At 58.4% G+C, this 13,964-nt stretch carries 17 protein-coding genes; 10 read left to right on the forward strand and 7 right to left on the reverse strand.

Features of this window, described 5'->3' with window-relative positions; genetic code table 11:
• Positions 1 to 35: 35 nt before the first annotated feature.
• Both F8N62_RS28165 and F8N62_RS28170 read right to left on the reverse strand, forming a co-directional pair.
• Positions 36 to 629, reverse strand: coding sequence for a tRNA-uridine aminocarboxypropyltransferase (locus F8N62_RS28165; protein ID WP_150713748.1), 594 nt, complete (start codon positions 627 to 629; stop codon positions 36 to 38).
• Positions 630 to 642: 13 nt separating this feature from the next.
• Positions 643 to 1,539: a LysR family transcriptional regulator gene (locus tag F8N62_RS28170; protein ID WP_150713749.1), complete on the reverse strand. Its 897-nt coding sequence runs from the start codon at positions 1,537 to 1,539 to the stop codon at positions 643 to 645.
• Positions 1,540 to 1,876: 337 nt separating this feature from the next.
• On the opposite strand from F8N62_RS28170, the gene speB reads away from it, so the two are divergent.
• The 5 genes from speB to F8N62_RS28200 all read left to right on the forward strand — a co-directional run bounded on the left by speB (position 1,877) and on the right by F8N62_RS28200 (position 6,847).
• Positions 1,877 to 2,827, forward strand: coding sequence for an agmatinase (speB, locus tag F8N62_RS28175; RefSeq protein ID WP_150713750.1), 951 nt, complete (start codon positions 1,877 to 1,879; stop codon positions 2,825 to 2,827).
• Positions 2,828 to 2,836: 9 nt separating this feature from the next.
• Complete coding sequence (locus tag F8N62_RS28180; protein ID WP_150713751.1) at positions 2,837 to 3,259, forward strand: YybH family protein; 423 nt, start codon at positions 2,837 to 2,839, stop codon at positions 3,257 to 3,259.
• A gap of 54 nt (positions 3,260 to 3,313) precedes the next feature.
• Positions 3,314 to 4,825: a purine-cytosine permease family protein gene (locus F8N62_RS28185; RefSeq protein WP_150713752.1), complete on the forward strand. Its 1,512-nt coding sequence runs from the start codon at positions 3,314 to 3,316 to the stop codon at positions 4,823 to 4,825.
• Between the two features lie 190 nt (positions 4,826 to 5,015).
• The gene (locus F8N62_RS28195; protein WP_150713754.1) at positions 5,016 to 6,395 is read left to right on the forward strand and encodes a sodium:solute symporter; all 1,380 of its coding nucleotides are present in this window, start codon (positions 5,016 to 5,018) and stop codon (positions 6,393 to 6,395) included.
• Positions 6,396 to 6,595: 200 nt separating this feature from the next.
• Positions 6,596 to 6,847, forward strand: a complete 252-nt coding sequence (locus F8N62_RS28200; protein ID WP_150713755.1) for an acyl carrier protein — start codon at positions 6,596 to 6,598, stop codon at positions 6,845 to 6,847.
• A gap of 204 nt (positions 6,848 to 7,051) precedes the next feature.
• Here the strand turns inward: F8N62_RS28200 and F8N62_RS32090 are convergent, their stop codons facing one another.
• The 4 genes from F8N62_RS32090 to F8N62_RS28215 form a co-directional block, all read right to left on the reverse strand.
• Positions 7,052 to 7,180 carry a PA1414 family protein gene (locus F8N62_RS32090; protein ID WP_257737111.1) on the reverse strand — a complete coding sequence of 43 codons (129 nt, stop codon included), beginning with the start codon at positions 7,178 to 7,180 and terminating at the stop codon, positions 7,052 to 7,054.
• Positions 7,181 to 7,363: 183 nt separating this feature from the next.
• Entirely contained in the window at positions 7,364 to 8,296 is a 933-nt protein-coding gene (locus F8N62_RS28205; protein ID WP_150713756.1) for a DMT family transporter, read from the reverse strand.
• A gap of 132 nt (positions 8,297 to 8,428) precedes the next feature.
• On the reverse strand, positions 8,429 to 8,827 hold the full coding sequence (locus tag F8N62_RS28210) for a DUF2177 family protein (RefSeq protein ID WP_150713757.1): 399 nt from the start codon (positions 8,825 to 8,827) through the stop codon (positions 8,429 to 8,431).
• A 43-nt stretch (positions 8,828 to 8,870) separates the two neighbouring features.
• Positions 8,871 to 9,707: a S1 RNA-binding domain-containing protein gene (locus F8N62_RS28215; RefSeq protein ID WP_150713758.1), complete on the reverse strand. Its 837-nt coding sequence runs from the start codon at positions 9,705 to 9,707 to the stop codon at positions 8,871 to 8,873.
• A gap of 351 nt (positions 9,708 to 10,058) precedes the next feature.
• Between F8N62_RS28215 and F8N62_RS28220 the strand changes: the two genes are divergently transcribed.
• The 3 genes from F8N62_RS28220 (at position 10,059) to F8N62_RS28230 (ending at position 12,115) form a co-directional block, all read left to right on the forward strand.
• Entirely contained in the window at positions 10,059 to 10,247 is a 189-nt protein-coding gene (locus tag F8N62_RS28220) for a hypothetical protein (RefSeq protein ID WP_017337097.1), read from the forward strand.
• 216 nt (positions 10,248 to 10,463) lie between these two features.
• Complete coding sequence (locus tag F8N62_RS28225) at positions 10,464 to 11,180, forward strand: TorF family putative porin (RefSeq protein ID WP_150713759.1); 717 nt, start codon at positions 10,464 to 10,466, stop codon at positions 11,178 to 11,180.
• A gap of 65 nt (positions 11,181 to 11,245) precedes the next feature.
• Positions 11,246 to 12,115 (forward strand): DUF6279 family lipoprotein, encoded by an 870-nt coding sequence (locus tag F8N62_RS28230; RefSeq protein WP_150713760.1) that lies wholly within the window; start codon positions 11,246 to 11,248, stop codon positions 12,113 to 12,115.
• An 86-nt stretch (positions 12,116 to 12,201) separates the two neighbouring features.
• Here the strand turns inward: F8N62_RS28230 and F8N62_RS28235 are convergent, their stop codons facing one another.
• Positions 12,202 to 12,591, reverse strand: coding sequence for a transcriptional regulator (locus F8N62_RS28235; protein WP_150713761.1), 390 nt, complete (start codon positions 12,589 to 12,591; stop codon positions 12,202 to 12,204).
• Between the two features lie 181 nt (positions 12,592 to 12,772).
• Here F8N62_RS28235 and F8N62_RS28240 point away from each other — a divergent pair, with 181 nt between their 5' ends.
• Together F8N62_RS28240 and F8N62_RS28245 are read left to right on the forward strand one after the other, a co-directional pair.
• On the forward strand, positions 12,773 to 13,507 hold the full coding sequence (locus F8N62_RS28240; protein WP_150713762.1) for a DUF899 domain-containing protein: 735 nt from the start codon (positions 12,773 to 12,775) through the stop codon (positions 13,505 to 13,507).
• A gap of 89 nt (positions 13,508 to 13,596) precedes the next feature.
• On the forward strand, positions 13,597 to 13,872 hold the full coding sequence (locus F8N62_RS28245; RefSeq protein ID WP_150713763.1) for a hypothetical protein: 276 nt from the start codon (positions 13,597 to 13,599) through the stop codon (positions 13,870 to 13,872).
• Positions 13,873 to 13,964: the final 92 nt, after the last annotated feature.

The raw sequence follows: 13,964 nt of genomic DNA on the forward strand, positions 1-13,964 counted from the left end.
TGTAGGAGCTGCCGAAGGCTGCGATCTTTTCGCTCTTAACCGCCGTGATTCTTTTGGTAGGTATCCGCCCCCATCGCCGCAATCTGACCCTCGATCAACGCCTCGAACGGCTTCAATAACGGCTCAAAACTCAAAGGCGCTTCCAGCACTTGCAACGCCTGCGCAATCGCCTCCACCGTCGACAACGCGCCCGGCCCTGGCGCCTTGCGCAATCGATAGCGCGACACCCCACCCTCCGCCAGCGTCACCCTGGGCAACGCCGCCAGCAGCGGATTGAGGTGCAGCATTTTGCGCGCCTTTCGCCAGGTGCCGTCCGGAACCACCAGCAACAGCGGTTGATCAGTCGCGACGTAAGCCTGCATCGGTTGCGCATCGTCTGCGGGGAACAACAATCGCGCTTGATACCCCGGTTGATTCAACAGTGCCGGCAAATCCTCGAACACCTCGCCCACGATCAACTCGGCATTATTCAAACCCAATGCGGCCAGTCGCGCGGTGTTCAGCGCGTGGTTCACTTCACTAGGGTGTTGCAGCAGCAAAATCCGGGTGCGGCTGTCGAGGCTCGGGATCAATGGGCACAGGCAATGGGTTTGAGGGCGCAGGCAGCGCGGGCACTGGATTCTGGACATTGCTTCTTTTTCCTTAAGCAACCTGATTGAGCTGCGCTTTGAGCAGATCGCGGAAGGTCTGGATCAGCGGTTCGCGGCTGCGGCCCCGGCGCACGATCATCGAGAACGGCGCCTGATAACCGAAAGTCGCCGGCAGCAAAACACGCAAGTCACCCTTGTCAGCCCACGCCTGGGCGTAGTGCTCCGGCAAGTAACCGATGTAGGCACCGGACAACACCAGAATCAGCTGCGCCTCCATACTTTCCACAGTCGCGGCGCTGTGCTTGAACCCATGGCGCGCCAGTTCGGCCTGACTCCAGTAACCGCGACCGACCATGCGCTGCTGCGTGATGACTTGTTCGGGGATGCGCCGTTCGGTGAACAGCGGATGACGGCTACTGCAATATAACCAGTGTTGCTCGCGGTACAGCGGCATGTAGACCAACCCGCTCATGCGCGTGGAAAACGCACCGATGGCCAGGTCGAGGCGGTTGTCCTGCACGCCGAGTTGCAGTTCGTACGGGCTCATCACCGACAGATGCAAATGCACGGCCGGGTGTTCCTGGCTGTAGGCGCCGATCGCTTCGGCGAACGGCAAGGCTGTGTCGCTGACGGTGGAATCGATGACCCCGAGGTTCAGCGTGCCGCGCAGTTCGCCCTTGAGCGCCGCCGCGTATTGCTCGAAGCCTTCGAGCTCGCCGAGCAGACGCAGGGTTTCCTGATGGAACAATTCGCCCTTGCTGGTCAGGCTGAAACCGCCGCGCCCGCGATGGCACAGCACCAGACCGAGGGCCGCTTCGAGCTGGCTCATGTAGGTGCTGATTGCCGACGTCGAGAGGTTGAGCTCTTGCTGGGCGCTGGCGAACCCCTGATGACGCACCACGCTGACGAAGATGCGCAACAGTTTCAGGTCGGGTAAAGCGTTGGCCATGGCGAGGGCTCCAGATACCAGTCGAGTTTCATCTGAATCATTTTTCGGTGAACACCCGTAGGAGCTGCCGAAGGCTGCGATCTTTTGATCCGTTGACGTCTGTCAATTGGCTGACCGCCTGAAATCAAGATCAAAGGATCGCAGCCTTCGGCAGCTCCTACAGGTGATGAAGTCTATCGCTGCCCTTACCATTAGTTTAGAAAAATCTGAACTAAGTATTTGTCCGTAGCGATTCTTCTCCGTCACTACCTTTTGCAGAATCGGCCCTCAGCGGTGCCTGTGTCTCCCTGACCAGCGCAACCGACATAAATAAAATAACGACGATGAGGCCCTACCCGTGGACAAGATTCTTCACCAACCACTGGGCGGCAACGAAATGCCGCGCTTCGGCGGCATCGCCACCATGCTGCGACTTCCCCATGTTCCTACCGCTGCCGGCCTCGACGCTGCCTTTGTCGGCATCCCGCTGGACATCGGCACCTCCCTGCGTCCCGGCACCCGTTTCGGGCCGCGTGAAATCCGCGCCGAATCGGTGATGATCCGCCCGTACAACATGGCAACCGGTGCTGCGCCGTTCGACTCGCTGTCGGTCGCCGACATCGGTGACGTGGCGATCAACACTTTCAACCTGCTCGACGCCGTGCGGATCATCGAAGAGGCTTACGACAATATCCTCGAACACGATGTGATCCCCCTGACTCTCGGCGGCGACCACACCATCACCCTGCCGATTCTGCGTGCCATCCATAAAAAGCACGGCAAGGTCGGCCTGGTGCACATCGACGCTCACGCTGATGTGAACGATCACATGTTCGGCGAGAAAATCGCCCACGGCACCACCTTCCGTCGCGCTGTCGAAGAAGGTCTTCTGGATTGCGACCGCGTGGTGCAAATTGGCCTGCGCGCGCAGGGCTACACCGCTGACGACTTCAACTGGAGCCGTAATCAGGGCTTCCGTGTAGTTCAGGCTGAAGAGTGCTGGCACAAATCCCTGGCCCCGTTGATGGCCGAAGTTCGCGAGAAAGTCGGCGGCGGTCCGGTGTACCTGAGCTTCGATATCGACGGTATCGATCCGGCTTGGGCGCCGGGCACCGGCACCCCGGAAATCGGCGGCCTGACCACCATCCAGGCAATCGAAATCGTCCGTGGCTGTCAGGGCCTCGATCTGGTCGGTTGTGATTTGGTCGAAGTCTCGCCCGCCTACGACACCACCGGCAACACCTCGCTGCTGGGCGCCAACCTGATGTACGAAATGCTCTGCGTACTGCCCGGCGTGGTCCATCGCTGAGGATCGGTCATGAACGAACGTGATCAGGTTTTGCAAGCGGCGGCCGATCTGGTAGCAGCCTTTGCCCGTAATGATCGCGAAGCTTACTTCGGCGCGTTCAGCGCCGATGCCAGCTTCGTGTTCTACACCCTCGAACAGCCTCTGCTGTCGCGCGATGCCTATCAGGCGTTGTGGGACACCTGGCGTTTGGAGGATGGCTTCGAGGTGCTGTCATGCACCTCGAGCAACGCCTTCGTCAGCCTGCAGGGTGACGTGGCGATTTTCATCCATGACGTCGCCACCGAGCTGCGCATGCAAGGGGAGCAACACTTCAGCCAGGAGCGCGAGACGATTGTTTTCAAGAAACAAGCGTCTGGCCAAGAACAACAAGGCCTATGGCTGGCCTGTCACGAACATTTGTCCGCAATGCCGGAAGGGCTGCCACCCCCTTAGCCAAACAGGTGACGCTCACACACGATGAGCGCGCCTTTATGATCGGAGCAGATCATGAATAACAACAACAACGAAAAAAGCCTTAGCAGCATCGAAACCAACGGGGTCGAACAGATCCCGGACAATGAACGCGACGCCCGACCGAGCGACCTGTTTCGCCTGATTTTCGGCGGCGCGAATACCTTTGCCACCGCCGTGCTCGGCAGCTTCCCGGTCCTGTTCGGCCTGTCTTTTCAGGCGGGTGTCTGGGCCATCGTGCTGGGCGTGGTGCTGGGTGCATTGATCCTGGCGCCCATGGGCCTGTTCGGTCCGATCAACGGCACCAACAACGCCGTGTCCTCCGGGGCGCACTTCGGCGTGCACGGGCGCATCGTCGGCTCTTTTCTCTCGCTGTTGACCGCGATTGCGTTCTTCTCGCTCTCCGTCTGGAGCTCGGGTGATGCGCTGGTGGGCGGTGCCAAACGCCTGATCAACTTGCCGGAAACCGACTTGACCCTGGGCCTGGCCTACGGTCTGTTCGCGCTGCTGGTGCTGACCGTGTGCATCTACGGCTTCCGCTTCATGCTGTGGGTCAACCGCATCGCGGTCTGGGCCGCCAGCCTGTTGTTCCTGCTGGGCATTTTCGCCTTCGCCCCCGCGTTCGACAGTCAATACGCCGGCACGGTGGCCATGGGTCAGGTGGGTTTCTGGGCAGCCTTTATCGGTGCCGCGCTGGTCGCCATGAGCAACCCGATTTCCTTCGGGGCATTCCTTGGCGACTGGTCGCGCTACATCCCGCGTGAGACGCCGAAGGGGCGGATCATGCTGTCGGTCATCGCCGCGCAACTCGCCACGTTGATCCCGTTTCTGTTCGGTCTGGCCACCGCCACCATCGTCGCGATCAAGGCGCCGGACTACATCGCGGCCAACAACTACGTCGGCGGTCTGCTGGCCGTTTCGCCGAGCTGGTTCTTTTTGCCGGTGTGCCTGATCGCGGTCATCGGCGGCATGTCCACCGGCACGACCTCGCTGTACGGCACCGGGCTGGACATGTCCAGCGTGTTCCCAAGGGTACTGTCGCGGGTCAAGGCCACATTGCTGATCGGGGTGATGTCGATTGCCTTCATCTTCATCGGGCGCTTCGCGGCCAACCTGGTGCAGAGCGTGTCGACCTTTGCCGTGCTGATCATCACCTGCACCACACCGTGGATGGTGATCATGATCATCGGCCTGTTGGTGCGTCGCGGCTTCTACTGCCCGGATGACCTGCAAGTGTTTACCCGCGGCGAAACCGGTGGACGCTACTGGTTCACCCACGGCTGGAACTGGCGTGGGCTGGGTGCCTGGATCCCGAGTGCCGCGGTGGGTTTGTGCTTCGTCAACCTGCCTGGGCAATTCGTCGGTCCGCTGGGTGACCTGGCGGGCGGCATCGACATCAGTTTGCCGGTGACTCTGGGCCTGGCGTCGGTGGTGTACCTGGCGCTACTGAGTTTGTTCCCGGAATCGGCGGCGGTGTTCGGCCCGAATGATGCACGCAGCAAGGGCACAGAGTCGCTCGCTAAACCGATACTGCGACAAGTCGCCTGATTCAACGTATTACCTGTGGATACCCCATTACCTGTGGGAGCGTGGCTTGCCCGCGAAGAACGATAACGCGGCCTGCCTGACAGACCGCGGCGCCACCTTCGCGGGCAAGCCACGCTCCCACAGGAATCGGGTTCACCACAGGAATTGATTTTCGCCTCACCATAAAAAAGACAATCGGAGACACGCCATCATGGCACTGGATTTATTCGTCGTTCTCATTTACGCCGCTGCGATGCTCGTACTCGGCTACTTCGGCATGCGCAAGGCCAAAACCAACGAAGACTACTTGGTCGCCGGTCGTAACCTCGGCCCCACCCTGTATATGGGCACAATGGCCGCTACCGTTCTGGGCGGCGCGTCCACGGTGGGCACCGTGCGCCTGGGCTACGTTCATGGCATCTCCGGTTTCTGGCTCTGCGCCGCACTGGGTTGCGGGATCGTGGCGTTGAACCTGTTTCTCGCCAAACCGCTGCTGAAACTCAAAGTATTCACAGTTACCCAAGTGCTGGAAAAACGCTACAACCCGATGGCGCGGACCGCCAGTGCCGCTATCATGCTGGCGTACGCACTGATGATCGGCGTGACTTCGATCCTGGCGATCGGCACCGTATTGCAAGTGCTGTTCGACCTGCCGTTCTGGATCTCGATACTGCTCGGCGGTGGTGTCGTAGTTATCTACTCGGCCATTGGCGGCATGTGGTCGCTGACGCTGACCGACATCGTCCAGTTCGGTATCCAGACGGTCGGCCTGATGTTTTTGCTGTTGCCAATCTGCCTGTACCGCGTGGGTGGCTGGGATCAACTGGTCGCGCAATTACCGGCAGCCAGCTTCAATTTCACCAGCATTGGCTGGGACACGATCATCACCTACTTCATGATCTACTTCTTTGGCATCCTGATCGGTCAGGACATCTGGCAGCGGGTGTTCACCGCCAGAAGCGTTAAAGTGGCCCGGTTCGCCGGTACCTCGGCCGGGATCTACTGCATTATCTACGGCCTGGTGTGTGCCCTGATCGGCATGGCCGCGCACGTGTTGATTCCAGATCTGGACAACGTGAACAACGCCTTCGCCGCTATCGTCAAAGTCTCGCTGCCGGACGGCATCCGTGGCCTGGTGATTGCCGCAGCACTGGCCGCCATGATGTCCACCGCCAGCGCAGGCCTGCTCGCCGCGTCCACCACGTTGACTGAAGACCTGCTGCCGAAACTGCGCGGCGGCAAGCAGTCGAGCTTGAGCATTAACCGCCTGTTCACTTTATTGACCGGTATCGTGGTGTTGGGGATCGCATTGGTCGTCAACGACGTGATCAGTGCGTTGACCCTGGCTTACAACCTGCTGGTGGGCGGCATGCTGATCCCGTTGATGGGCGCCATCTTCTGGAAACGCGCAACCACTGCCGGCGCCATCGCCAGCATGGCGCTGGGCTTCGCCACTGCGCTGCTGTTCATGTTCAAGGACGGCATGGATGCCAACACGCCGATCTACTACAGCCTCGGGGTTAGCCTGGTGAGTTTTGTCCTGGTGAGCTTGTTGTCCCGTCGCCCAGCCACCTTGGCGAGCGCAATCTAAGCTTTTGATTACGCCTTGATGCTTTCTTCGACGGGTGTGGCGTCGGTTGCCACACCCGTTTTTTTTCGCCTGGAGAAAACTGGCGGATTGCCCCGCGGCGCATCTGTGTAGCCTGATTGACCAGTGGCGACACTCTCATCGCTGAAGCCTGCTGTACTCAACACTTGGAACAACGACAATAACGCCTTCGAAGAGCGCCCATGAAAAGAGCCGCCGTTCGTGCCGCCGTGCATCGCTACATCAGCCGATTGCTGGAGGCGCAGGACGACTTCGACGATAACGCCCGCCTGGACGCATTAGGGTTGGACAAGCAAGATATCGAAGAGCTGATCTTTCATCTGGAGGATGAGCTGGGGTTGACGGCGTTTACGGCGGAGGAAGACCGAATGCTCAAAAACGCCAGGACGGCGAATGACTTGAGTCGGTTTTTGATCGAAATCGGGCGGCATTGAGACGGGCGGAAATTCGAGGAGTATGCGCACAGCTTTGTGGCGAGGGGATTTATCCCCGTAGGGCTGCGAAGCAGCCCCAAGAACATTCAACCGAGTTATTGCGGACGGACCCGCTGGCATTAACGACTGCTGCGCAGCCGAACGGGGATAAATCCCCTCGCCACAACAGCTCCCTCGCCACAGCAAGCTTCAACACGCTTTTTCTTAGCGCCGGCGCTGCTGGCGTCGACGTTGCTCGTCGTCAGTGCGAATAGGCACAGGTTGCATGGGCGGTTCGATCAGACCGAGTGCAACACCCAGGTCGTGCAGCCAGTTTTGGATTTTCTCTTTCATGGTGCCCCCTTCAGGGTAGTGCCGGGTGGCTGAAATTCTGTAGCCCCTTCGCACTGATAATAGTCCGAAGTCCTACGCAATGCTCGGCAAAATCCGCAATGATCTGTTACTGAATTGATCCAAATTGCTGACCATTAGTTCAGACAATGCCCTGAGCCTGAATCCGCCTGATGATTTGGCCTGTTACGCCTGCCCCAGCACTTTGCGCAAACGACGGCGCACCCACTGCTCAGCGCTGACAAACGTGATGCCGAACAACACCAGCACCGCGCCGATCACGAAGTTCAGGCTGAGGTCTTCGCCCAGCAAAACCACGCCAAACGTCACGCCAAACAACGGCGTCATGAACGAAAACACCGCCAGGTTTGCCGCCAGATACCGGCGCAACAGCCAAAACCACGTCAGGTAACTGAAAAACGACACCACCAACCCCTGAAACAGCACGCTGGCCACTGCAACGCTGGTCAGGCTAACGTGAGTGACCTGGCCGCTGAGGATCGCAATCAGCATCAGGCCGACAAAACCGACAATCAACTGATAGAACAAGGTGAGCGTCACCGGCGCTTCAGACAGCCGCGAAGCGCGCACGACCACGGTGGTCGCCCCCCAGGCTGCGCCAGCCAGCACGCCCAGCGCATCGCCCATCAACATGCGTCGGTCGAGATTGTCCCAGGACACACCCCCGGCAAATGCAATGGCGATCCCGACAAACGCCAGCAAAATCCCCAACCATTGCACGGGTCTTAAACGCTCACTGGGCAATAGCCAATGCACGCCCAGCGCGGTAAAAATCGGTGCCGTGTAAAGGAACACCGACATGTGCGCGGCGGTGGTGAGCTGCAGGCCTTCGGAAATGAAGAAAAACTCCAGACCGAACAGCGCGCCGGCGAGTAGTCCACCGCGCCAGGTATGGCTTACCTGATCCCAGCCGCCCTTCCAGCAGATCAGTAATCCTACAAGCAACGCAGAAATGCCGGACCGAAAGGCTGCTTGCATGACGGGCGCAATGTCTGGCGCCGCCCACTTGATCATCACCTGCTGCACGCCCCAGATCAGGCACAGGCCAATCATCACTTGCAGGGCAAACCCATCGGCGCTACGCCGGGTGGCGCTCACCGGAACACCTCGACAACACAATCCATGGCAGTGACTCATGTAGGAGCGAGCTTGCTCGCGATGAACGTTAACGAAAACACGGGTTTCTGGGTAAATGCATCGAACTCTGGTTCATCGCGAGCAAGCTCGCTCCTACACGGGCGTCATCCTGCGCGCTGCCCAGTAACCGACGGCGCAGGCGATACAGGTCGCGAACGCCCCCCAGGTCATGTCCATCAATGCCAACTGCGCTGACCACCCGTGCAGCGTCGCCCAGTTGCTGAGGTCATAGGTGCCGTAAGCGACCAGCCCCAACAATGCCCCGAGCACTGTCGCACGCTGCCAGGTGGTGGCCGGTAACACCACGAACACCACACATCCGACGACATAAAGCAGGTAAAACACCGTAGCCGGGGCCAGCAGCGGTTGGTCAAGCATCAACGGCCCGAGCAGCGCCCGATAGGTCGGGCCCATCAGTACGCCGAGCCAGAGGCCGTCGAGCACGAGAAACGCGAGCAGTGTCACCACGTAAGCCATCAAAAACTTTTTCATCGCACAGCCCCATGTTATCGACCTACATGGGGCCGGCGCGGGATCAGCTTAGTTCAATGCGATCAGCGTGAATGACGATCTGGCCGTTCTTGTAGAGCGCACCGATGGCCTTCTTGAAGTTGCCCTTGCTGACGCCAAACATGCTGGTAATCAAGGTGGGGTCGCTCTTGTCGCTGACCGGCAGCGTGCCGTTGTTGTCGCGCAACTTGGCGAGGATTTTCGAGTTCAGGCTGGTGGCCGCTTCTTCGCCCACCGGTTGCAGGCTGAGGCTGATTTTGCCGTCTGGGCGAACTTCTTTGATGAAGCCCTTCTCCTCTTTGCCGGCGCGCATGAACTTGAAGATTTCGTTCTTGTGGATCAAGCCCCAGTGCTTGTTGTTGATGATCGCCTTGAAACCCATGTCGGTCGCCTCGGCAACCAGCAGGTCCACTTCCTGGCCAGGGGTGTAGTTGGCCGGGGTCTTGTCGAGGTAACGATCCAGACGCGCCGTCGCCGTGATGCGGCGGGTGTGCTTGTCGAGGTAGACGTGTACCACGACGTATTCGCCAGCGGTCATCTGACGCTTTTCTTCGGAATACGGCAGCAACAGGTCCTTCGGCAACCCCCAATCGAGGAACACGCCGATGCTGTTGACTTCAACGACTTTCAAACTGGCGAATTCACCGACTTGAACTTTCGGCTTTTCGGTAGTTGCGATGAGCTTGTCATCGCTGTCCAGATAAATAAAAACGTTGAGCCAGTCTTCATCTTCGCTGGGAATATCTTTAGGGATATAACGATTAGGCAGAAGGATTTCGCCTTCCGCACCGCCGTCCAGATATAAACCGAAGTTAGTGTGTTTAACCACTTGCAAACTGTTGTAGCGCCCGACTAAAGCCATGTCCAATACCCTCATTGCGTGGGCGGCATTCTACCCGTTTTTGCCGGTCGCGTTCGGCGCCCGGCCCGGTGGCGCGAGAAAATCCTCTGAAGGTCTTAATTTTCCTCGGTTTTACCAGAGACGCCTGGCCACTCGTCAGGCCAACCCGATGGCCTGCGCCGATACAAATCTACCGAAAACACGTTTTTAGCTGGCAATGTTTTTAGTTAAAACAGCAGCTTAGGGGCTCGTTACCAATATAAACTTGCGAATGATTGAGGCTTTGTGATCTGTGATTCAGGGGGATATTTACCAAGCAATTGTCAAGTATTTCCTGTACGATGCGTGGCCAAGTTAATTTTCTACAGGTTAATGGCCGCCATGCGTGTAAAAGCATCCAACAGCAAAGCAAAGCCAGCTCCAGCCGTTGAAACCAGCGAATCGATCAACAACCAGATCGCTGCGTTCCTCAAGTCAGGTGGCGAGATCCAGCAAATTGCCAAAGGCGTCAGCGGCCAGACGTTCGGCCCGTCCAAGCAGATCACGCTCGGCAAGAAGTAAGGGTTTACAAGACCCTCGCGTCAACCGGTTCCTAAGCGCTTTGAGCTTCGAAGCGCTTGGACTGGAACCCTCCCGCAATACCCCGCCAAACCCATCAATATTTCAGAAATCGACGAACGGCCTTCGATGCCGAGCATTCGCCGGTATGCTTGCGCACGTCTAGATCAAGCGTTTCAGCAGTTTTTGTTTCTGCTCCCCGCTGTCATGGAGTGACGCATGCTCAAACCCTCTCTTCTATTGCTCGGCAGCCTGCTGTCATGTTCGCTCGCCAACGCGCAAATCTTCCAGCGTGAATTGGGCGACTTCGACCTCAAACTCGGCACCACCCCCAGCCGCAGCATGGCGCAGGGACTGGTGAAACCCTCGACCACCGGCTCGTTCCATGGCGGACTCGATCTCAGCCATGACAGCGGCTTCTACTTCGGGCAATGGTCACCGAGCATGGGACTGAGTCAGGGCAACACCCTTGAAGTCGATTCCTACATGGGTTTTAAACAGCCTTTCGACCAGACGCTCGGCTACGAAGTCGGCATGATCCATTACAGCTATCCAAAGGTGGACACCCTCGACACCCAGGAACTCTTTGGCGGTCTGACCCTGCTCGGCAGCCGCTTTGGCGCCGCCTTCAGCAACGACCCGGATAAACAGAACAGCACCGTGTTCGCCGACCTTGCCGGCAACCAGCCGTTCGGCATCGGGATCAGCCTGAAATACACCACCCATCAACTCAATAATCCGGTATCGGTCGACGGCGGGTATGTCGGCAGTTTCACCGACTGGTCGTTGAAACTTTCCCGGCCGTTCATGGGCGTCGACCTCGACCTGATCTACAGCGACTCAAGCCTCAGCGGCAGCGATTGCTCGGCCTATTCCGGGCACAACAGCCAATGTGACGGCCTGGTTACCCTCAAGGCGGAGCGCGCATTCTATTGATCGGCTGAACTGCCAGGCTCATCCTGCGTTCACATGAGAACCTACGCTTTCGCAAGGACCCGCCCATGTCGCGCTGGTTAAAGTGTCTCGCCGTCGTCCTCACCCTCAGTCTCGCCCTCGGTGCCTGTAGCCGCGTGGGTCTGGCCTATCGCAACCTCGACGTGATCATTCCCTGGACGCTCAGCGATTACCTGGACATGAACGGCGAGCAGAAAGGCTGGTTCGACGAGCGCCTTAAAGAACATTTGAGCTGGCACTGCACCACGCAACTGCCGGGATACCTCGACTGGCTGGATCGCTTGCAGGTGATGGTCGAGACCAATCAGGTGACCGACGCCGCGCTGCAAACCCGCACCCAGGAAGCCAGACAAGCCATCGCCCAGACCGCTCGGGAAATCACCCCCTCGGCCATTGAGTTACTACGGGGGCTGGATGACCAGCAAGTGGCGGAGATGAATGACGCCTTCGCCAAGGATCAGCGCAAACGGCAGCAGAATTACCTCAAACCGTCTCTCGATCAGCAGATCAAGGAACGCGGCGAGCGCATGGAAAAACGCCTGAATGACTGGCTCGGTCCGCTCAGCCCGACCCAGCAGCAACGTGTCGTCGCCTGGTCAAACGCCTTGGGCGACCAGAACACGCAGTGGATCGCCAACCGCGTACATTGGCAGAAGCAGTTCAGTGCCGCCGTTGCGCAGCGCAAGAGTCCTGAATTCCCACAGCGAATCGAGACACTTCTGGTGAATCGCGAGAGTTTATGGACACCCGAATACCGCAAGGCCTTCGCCAACACGGAAGCGCAGGCGCGAAGCCTGTTTGTGGATCTGATGGCGGAGAGCACCCCGACCCAGCGTGAGCGGTTGCTGAAGAAAATCGAAGGCGTGCGCAAGGATTTCAATGATTTGAAGTGCCTGCAGGCGGCGCAAACTCACTAAAAGATCGCAGCCTTCGGCAGCTCCTACAGGGATCGTTTACTCATGTAGGAGCTGCCGAAGGCTGCGATCTTTTACATCATCAACTATCAGGCGATTTGCGCCTTCGACGCCACCTCATCAAACGTCATTTCATCCAGCGCATCTTCCTGCTCATCCAGCACTTGCCGTGGATGATCATTGCCCGGAATGCTGCTATCGATGAGGCTCAACAGCCTCGATCCACGCATCGTCAGCATGTAATTGGAACCCGTACCACCCTGCTCTTCCGGCCGAGGTTCTATATACCCGCGCTCCAGCAACAACTTTTCGTATTCGCCGGCCACCGCTTTCAAGTGATCCAGGTTTTCGGTCTCTTCACCCTCCGTGGCTTTCTCCGCCGCGTACTGTTCGGCATAGGGCCGCGGCGTGAAGCTGGGCGCTGCGTTTTGCACTTCGTGAAGCAAGCGTTCAATCAAATCCCAGTTATAAGTCGTCATCCTGTTCAACCTCCAAAGCCCGGTGAGTGTGATGGCCTTCATAGGTTGTGACCGACGGCGGCGTCAGCCGTTCAGCGAGGTTTTTTTTCGCCCGGACCGACTGGCGGTATGTCGATCCGGGGCAGCGCTGAACGACTAGGCTGTGTCAGTCACCTCCCAGCATTGCGCAGGAGAAAACCCGATGAACGTTCAGAACCATCCGGTGGTATCGCGAGAAGAATGGCTCGCGGCCCGCAAACAACACCTGTCCCAGGAAAAAGCCTTTACCCGGGAACGGGACAAACTCAGCGCACAACGGCGCGCCCTGCCCTGGGTGAAAATCGACAAGGACTATCATTTCCAGGGGGCACAGGGAGAACTGAAGCTGGCCGACCTGTTCGGTGGCCGCAGTCAGTTGGTGATTTACCACTTCATGTTCGCCGACGGCTGGGATGAAGGCTGCCCCGGCTGCTCATTCCTGTCCGACCACATCGACGGCGCCAACCTGCATCTGGCTCACCATGACATCGCAGTGGTGGCGGTTTCCCACGCACCCTTCGCACATTTCCAGGCGTTCAAGCGCCGGATGGGCTGGAAATTCGATTGGGTGTCGTCTGAAGGCTGTGATTTCAACTACGACTTTGGCGTTTCGGCCCGGGCGGAAGATGTCGCTGCCGGCAAAGCGACGTATAACTACGAAAAATCCGACGGCGCCGAAGAAGAACTCCCCGGCCTCAGCGTGTTTTATCGCAACGATGCTGGCGAGATTTTCCACACTTATTCCACCTATGCCCGTGGCCTGGACATGCTGGTTGGCGCCTACAACTACCTCGACCTGACACCCAAGGGGCGCAATGAAGAGCAAATAATGGAATGGGTGAAGCATCACGACCGGTATGACGATGAGGCGTCTTCGAGCTGCTGCCATGGAAGCTAGATCGCAAAAACCGGGGCGCTCTCTGAACTTTTCGCGCCCGGCAACCCTCAACCGGTTAACCCGCCTTAACCGGAACCGAGGCCCGATCTATGAAAACCCTGCTGAAACTCACCCTCGCCGCAACCTTCGCCTGTGCCCTTCCCGCTTGGGCCTGCACGCCCGAGGAAGCCACCCTTAAACGCGAACAGTTGGCCAAGGAAGTCACCCGGCTGACCGAGCAAAATCCGGCAAAGGCCAAGGAAATCAATGCAGAATTGCAGAAGATGGACATGGAAACAGCGAGCAAGGACGTGCCAGACAAGTGCCAGTTGATCGATCAGCGATTGAAGGAGCTGGGGACGGCGGAGAAAAAAGCCGAAGGTTGAGGGCAAGATCAAAAGATCGCAGCCCTAACCCAGAGCACGGCCCAACGTAGGAGCTGCCGAAGGCTGCGATCTTTTAACGAAAAAAAACCCGG

Source organism: Pseudomonas fluorescens, from assembly GCF_902497785.1.
Classification (GTDB): Bacteria; Pseudomonadota; Gammaproteobacteria; order Pseudomonadales; family Pseudomonadaceae; genus Aquipseudomonas; species Aquipseudomonas fluorescens_BO.

What these genes read in the sequence shown, in the direction of transcription:
- F8N62_RS28240 (WP_150713762.1), top strand. Translation starts at nt 12,773, where the DNA reads ATGAACGTTCAGAACCATCCGGTGGTATCGCGAGAAGAATGGCTCGCG.
- F8N62_RS28170 (WP_150713749.1), bottom strand. Translation starts at nt 1,539, where the DNA reads ATGGCCAACGCTTTACCCGACCTGAAACTGTTGCGCATCTTCGTCAGC.
- F8N62_RS28245 (WP_150713763.1), top strand. Translation starts at nt 13,597, where the DNA reads ATGAAAACCCTGCTGAAACTCACCCTCGCCGCAACCTTCGCCTGTGCC.
- F8N62_RS28230 (WP_150713760.1), top strand. Translation starts at nt 11,246, where the DNA reads ATGTCGCGCTGGTTAAAGTGTCTCGCCGTCGTCCTCACCCTCAGTCTC.
- F8N62_RS28215 (WP_150713758.1), bottom strand. Translation starts at nt 9,707, where the DNA reads ATGGCTTTAGTCGGGCGCTACAACAGTTTGCAAGTGGTTAAACACACT.
- F8N62_RS28185 (WP_150713752.1), top strand. Translation starts at nt 3,314, where the DNA reads ATGAATAACAACAACAACGAAAAAAGCCTTAGCAGCATCGAAACCAAC.
- F8N62_RS28200 (WP_150713755.1), top strand. Translation starts at nt 6,596, where the DNA reads ATGAAAAGAGCCGCCGTTCGTGCCGCCGTGCATCGCTACATCAGCCGA.
- F8N62_RS28195 (WP_150713754.1), top strand. Translation starts at nt 5,016, where the DNA reads ATGGCACTGGATTTATTCGTCGTTCTCATTTACGCCGCTGCGATGCTC.
- F8N62_RS28225 (WP_150713759.1), top strand. Translation starts at nt 10,464, where the DNA reads ATGCTCAAACCCTCTCTTCTATTGCTCGGCAGCCTGCTGTCATGTTCG.
- F8N62_RS32090 (WP_257737111.1), bottom strand. Translation starts at nt 7,180, where the DNA reads ATGAAAGAGAAAATCCAAAACTGGCTGCACGACCTGGGTGTTGCACTC.
- F8N62_RS28210 (WP_150713757.1), bottom strand. Translation starts at nt 8,827, where the DNA reads ATGAAAAAGTTTTTGATGGCTTACGTGGTGACACTGCTCGCGTTTCTC.
- F8N62_RS28220 (WP_017337097.1), top strand. Translation starts at nt 10,059, where the DNA reads ATGGCCGCCATGCGTGTAAAAGCATCCAACAGCAAAGCAAAGCCAGCT.
- F8N62_RS28235 (WP_150713761.1), bottom strand. Translation starts at nt 12,591, where the DNA reads ATGACGACTTATAACTGGGATTTGATTGAACGCTTGCTTCACGAAGTG.
- F8N62_RS28180 (WP_150713751.1), top strand. Translation starts at nt 2,837, where the DNA reads ATGAACGAACGTGATCAGGTTTTGCAAGCGGCGGCCGATCTGGTAGCA.
- F8N62_RS28165 (WP_150713748.1), bottom strand. Translation starts at nt 629, where the DNA reads ATGTCCAGAATCCAGTGCCCGCGCTGCCTGCGCCCTCAAACCCATTGC.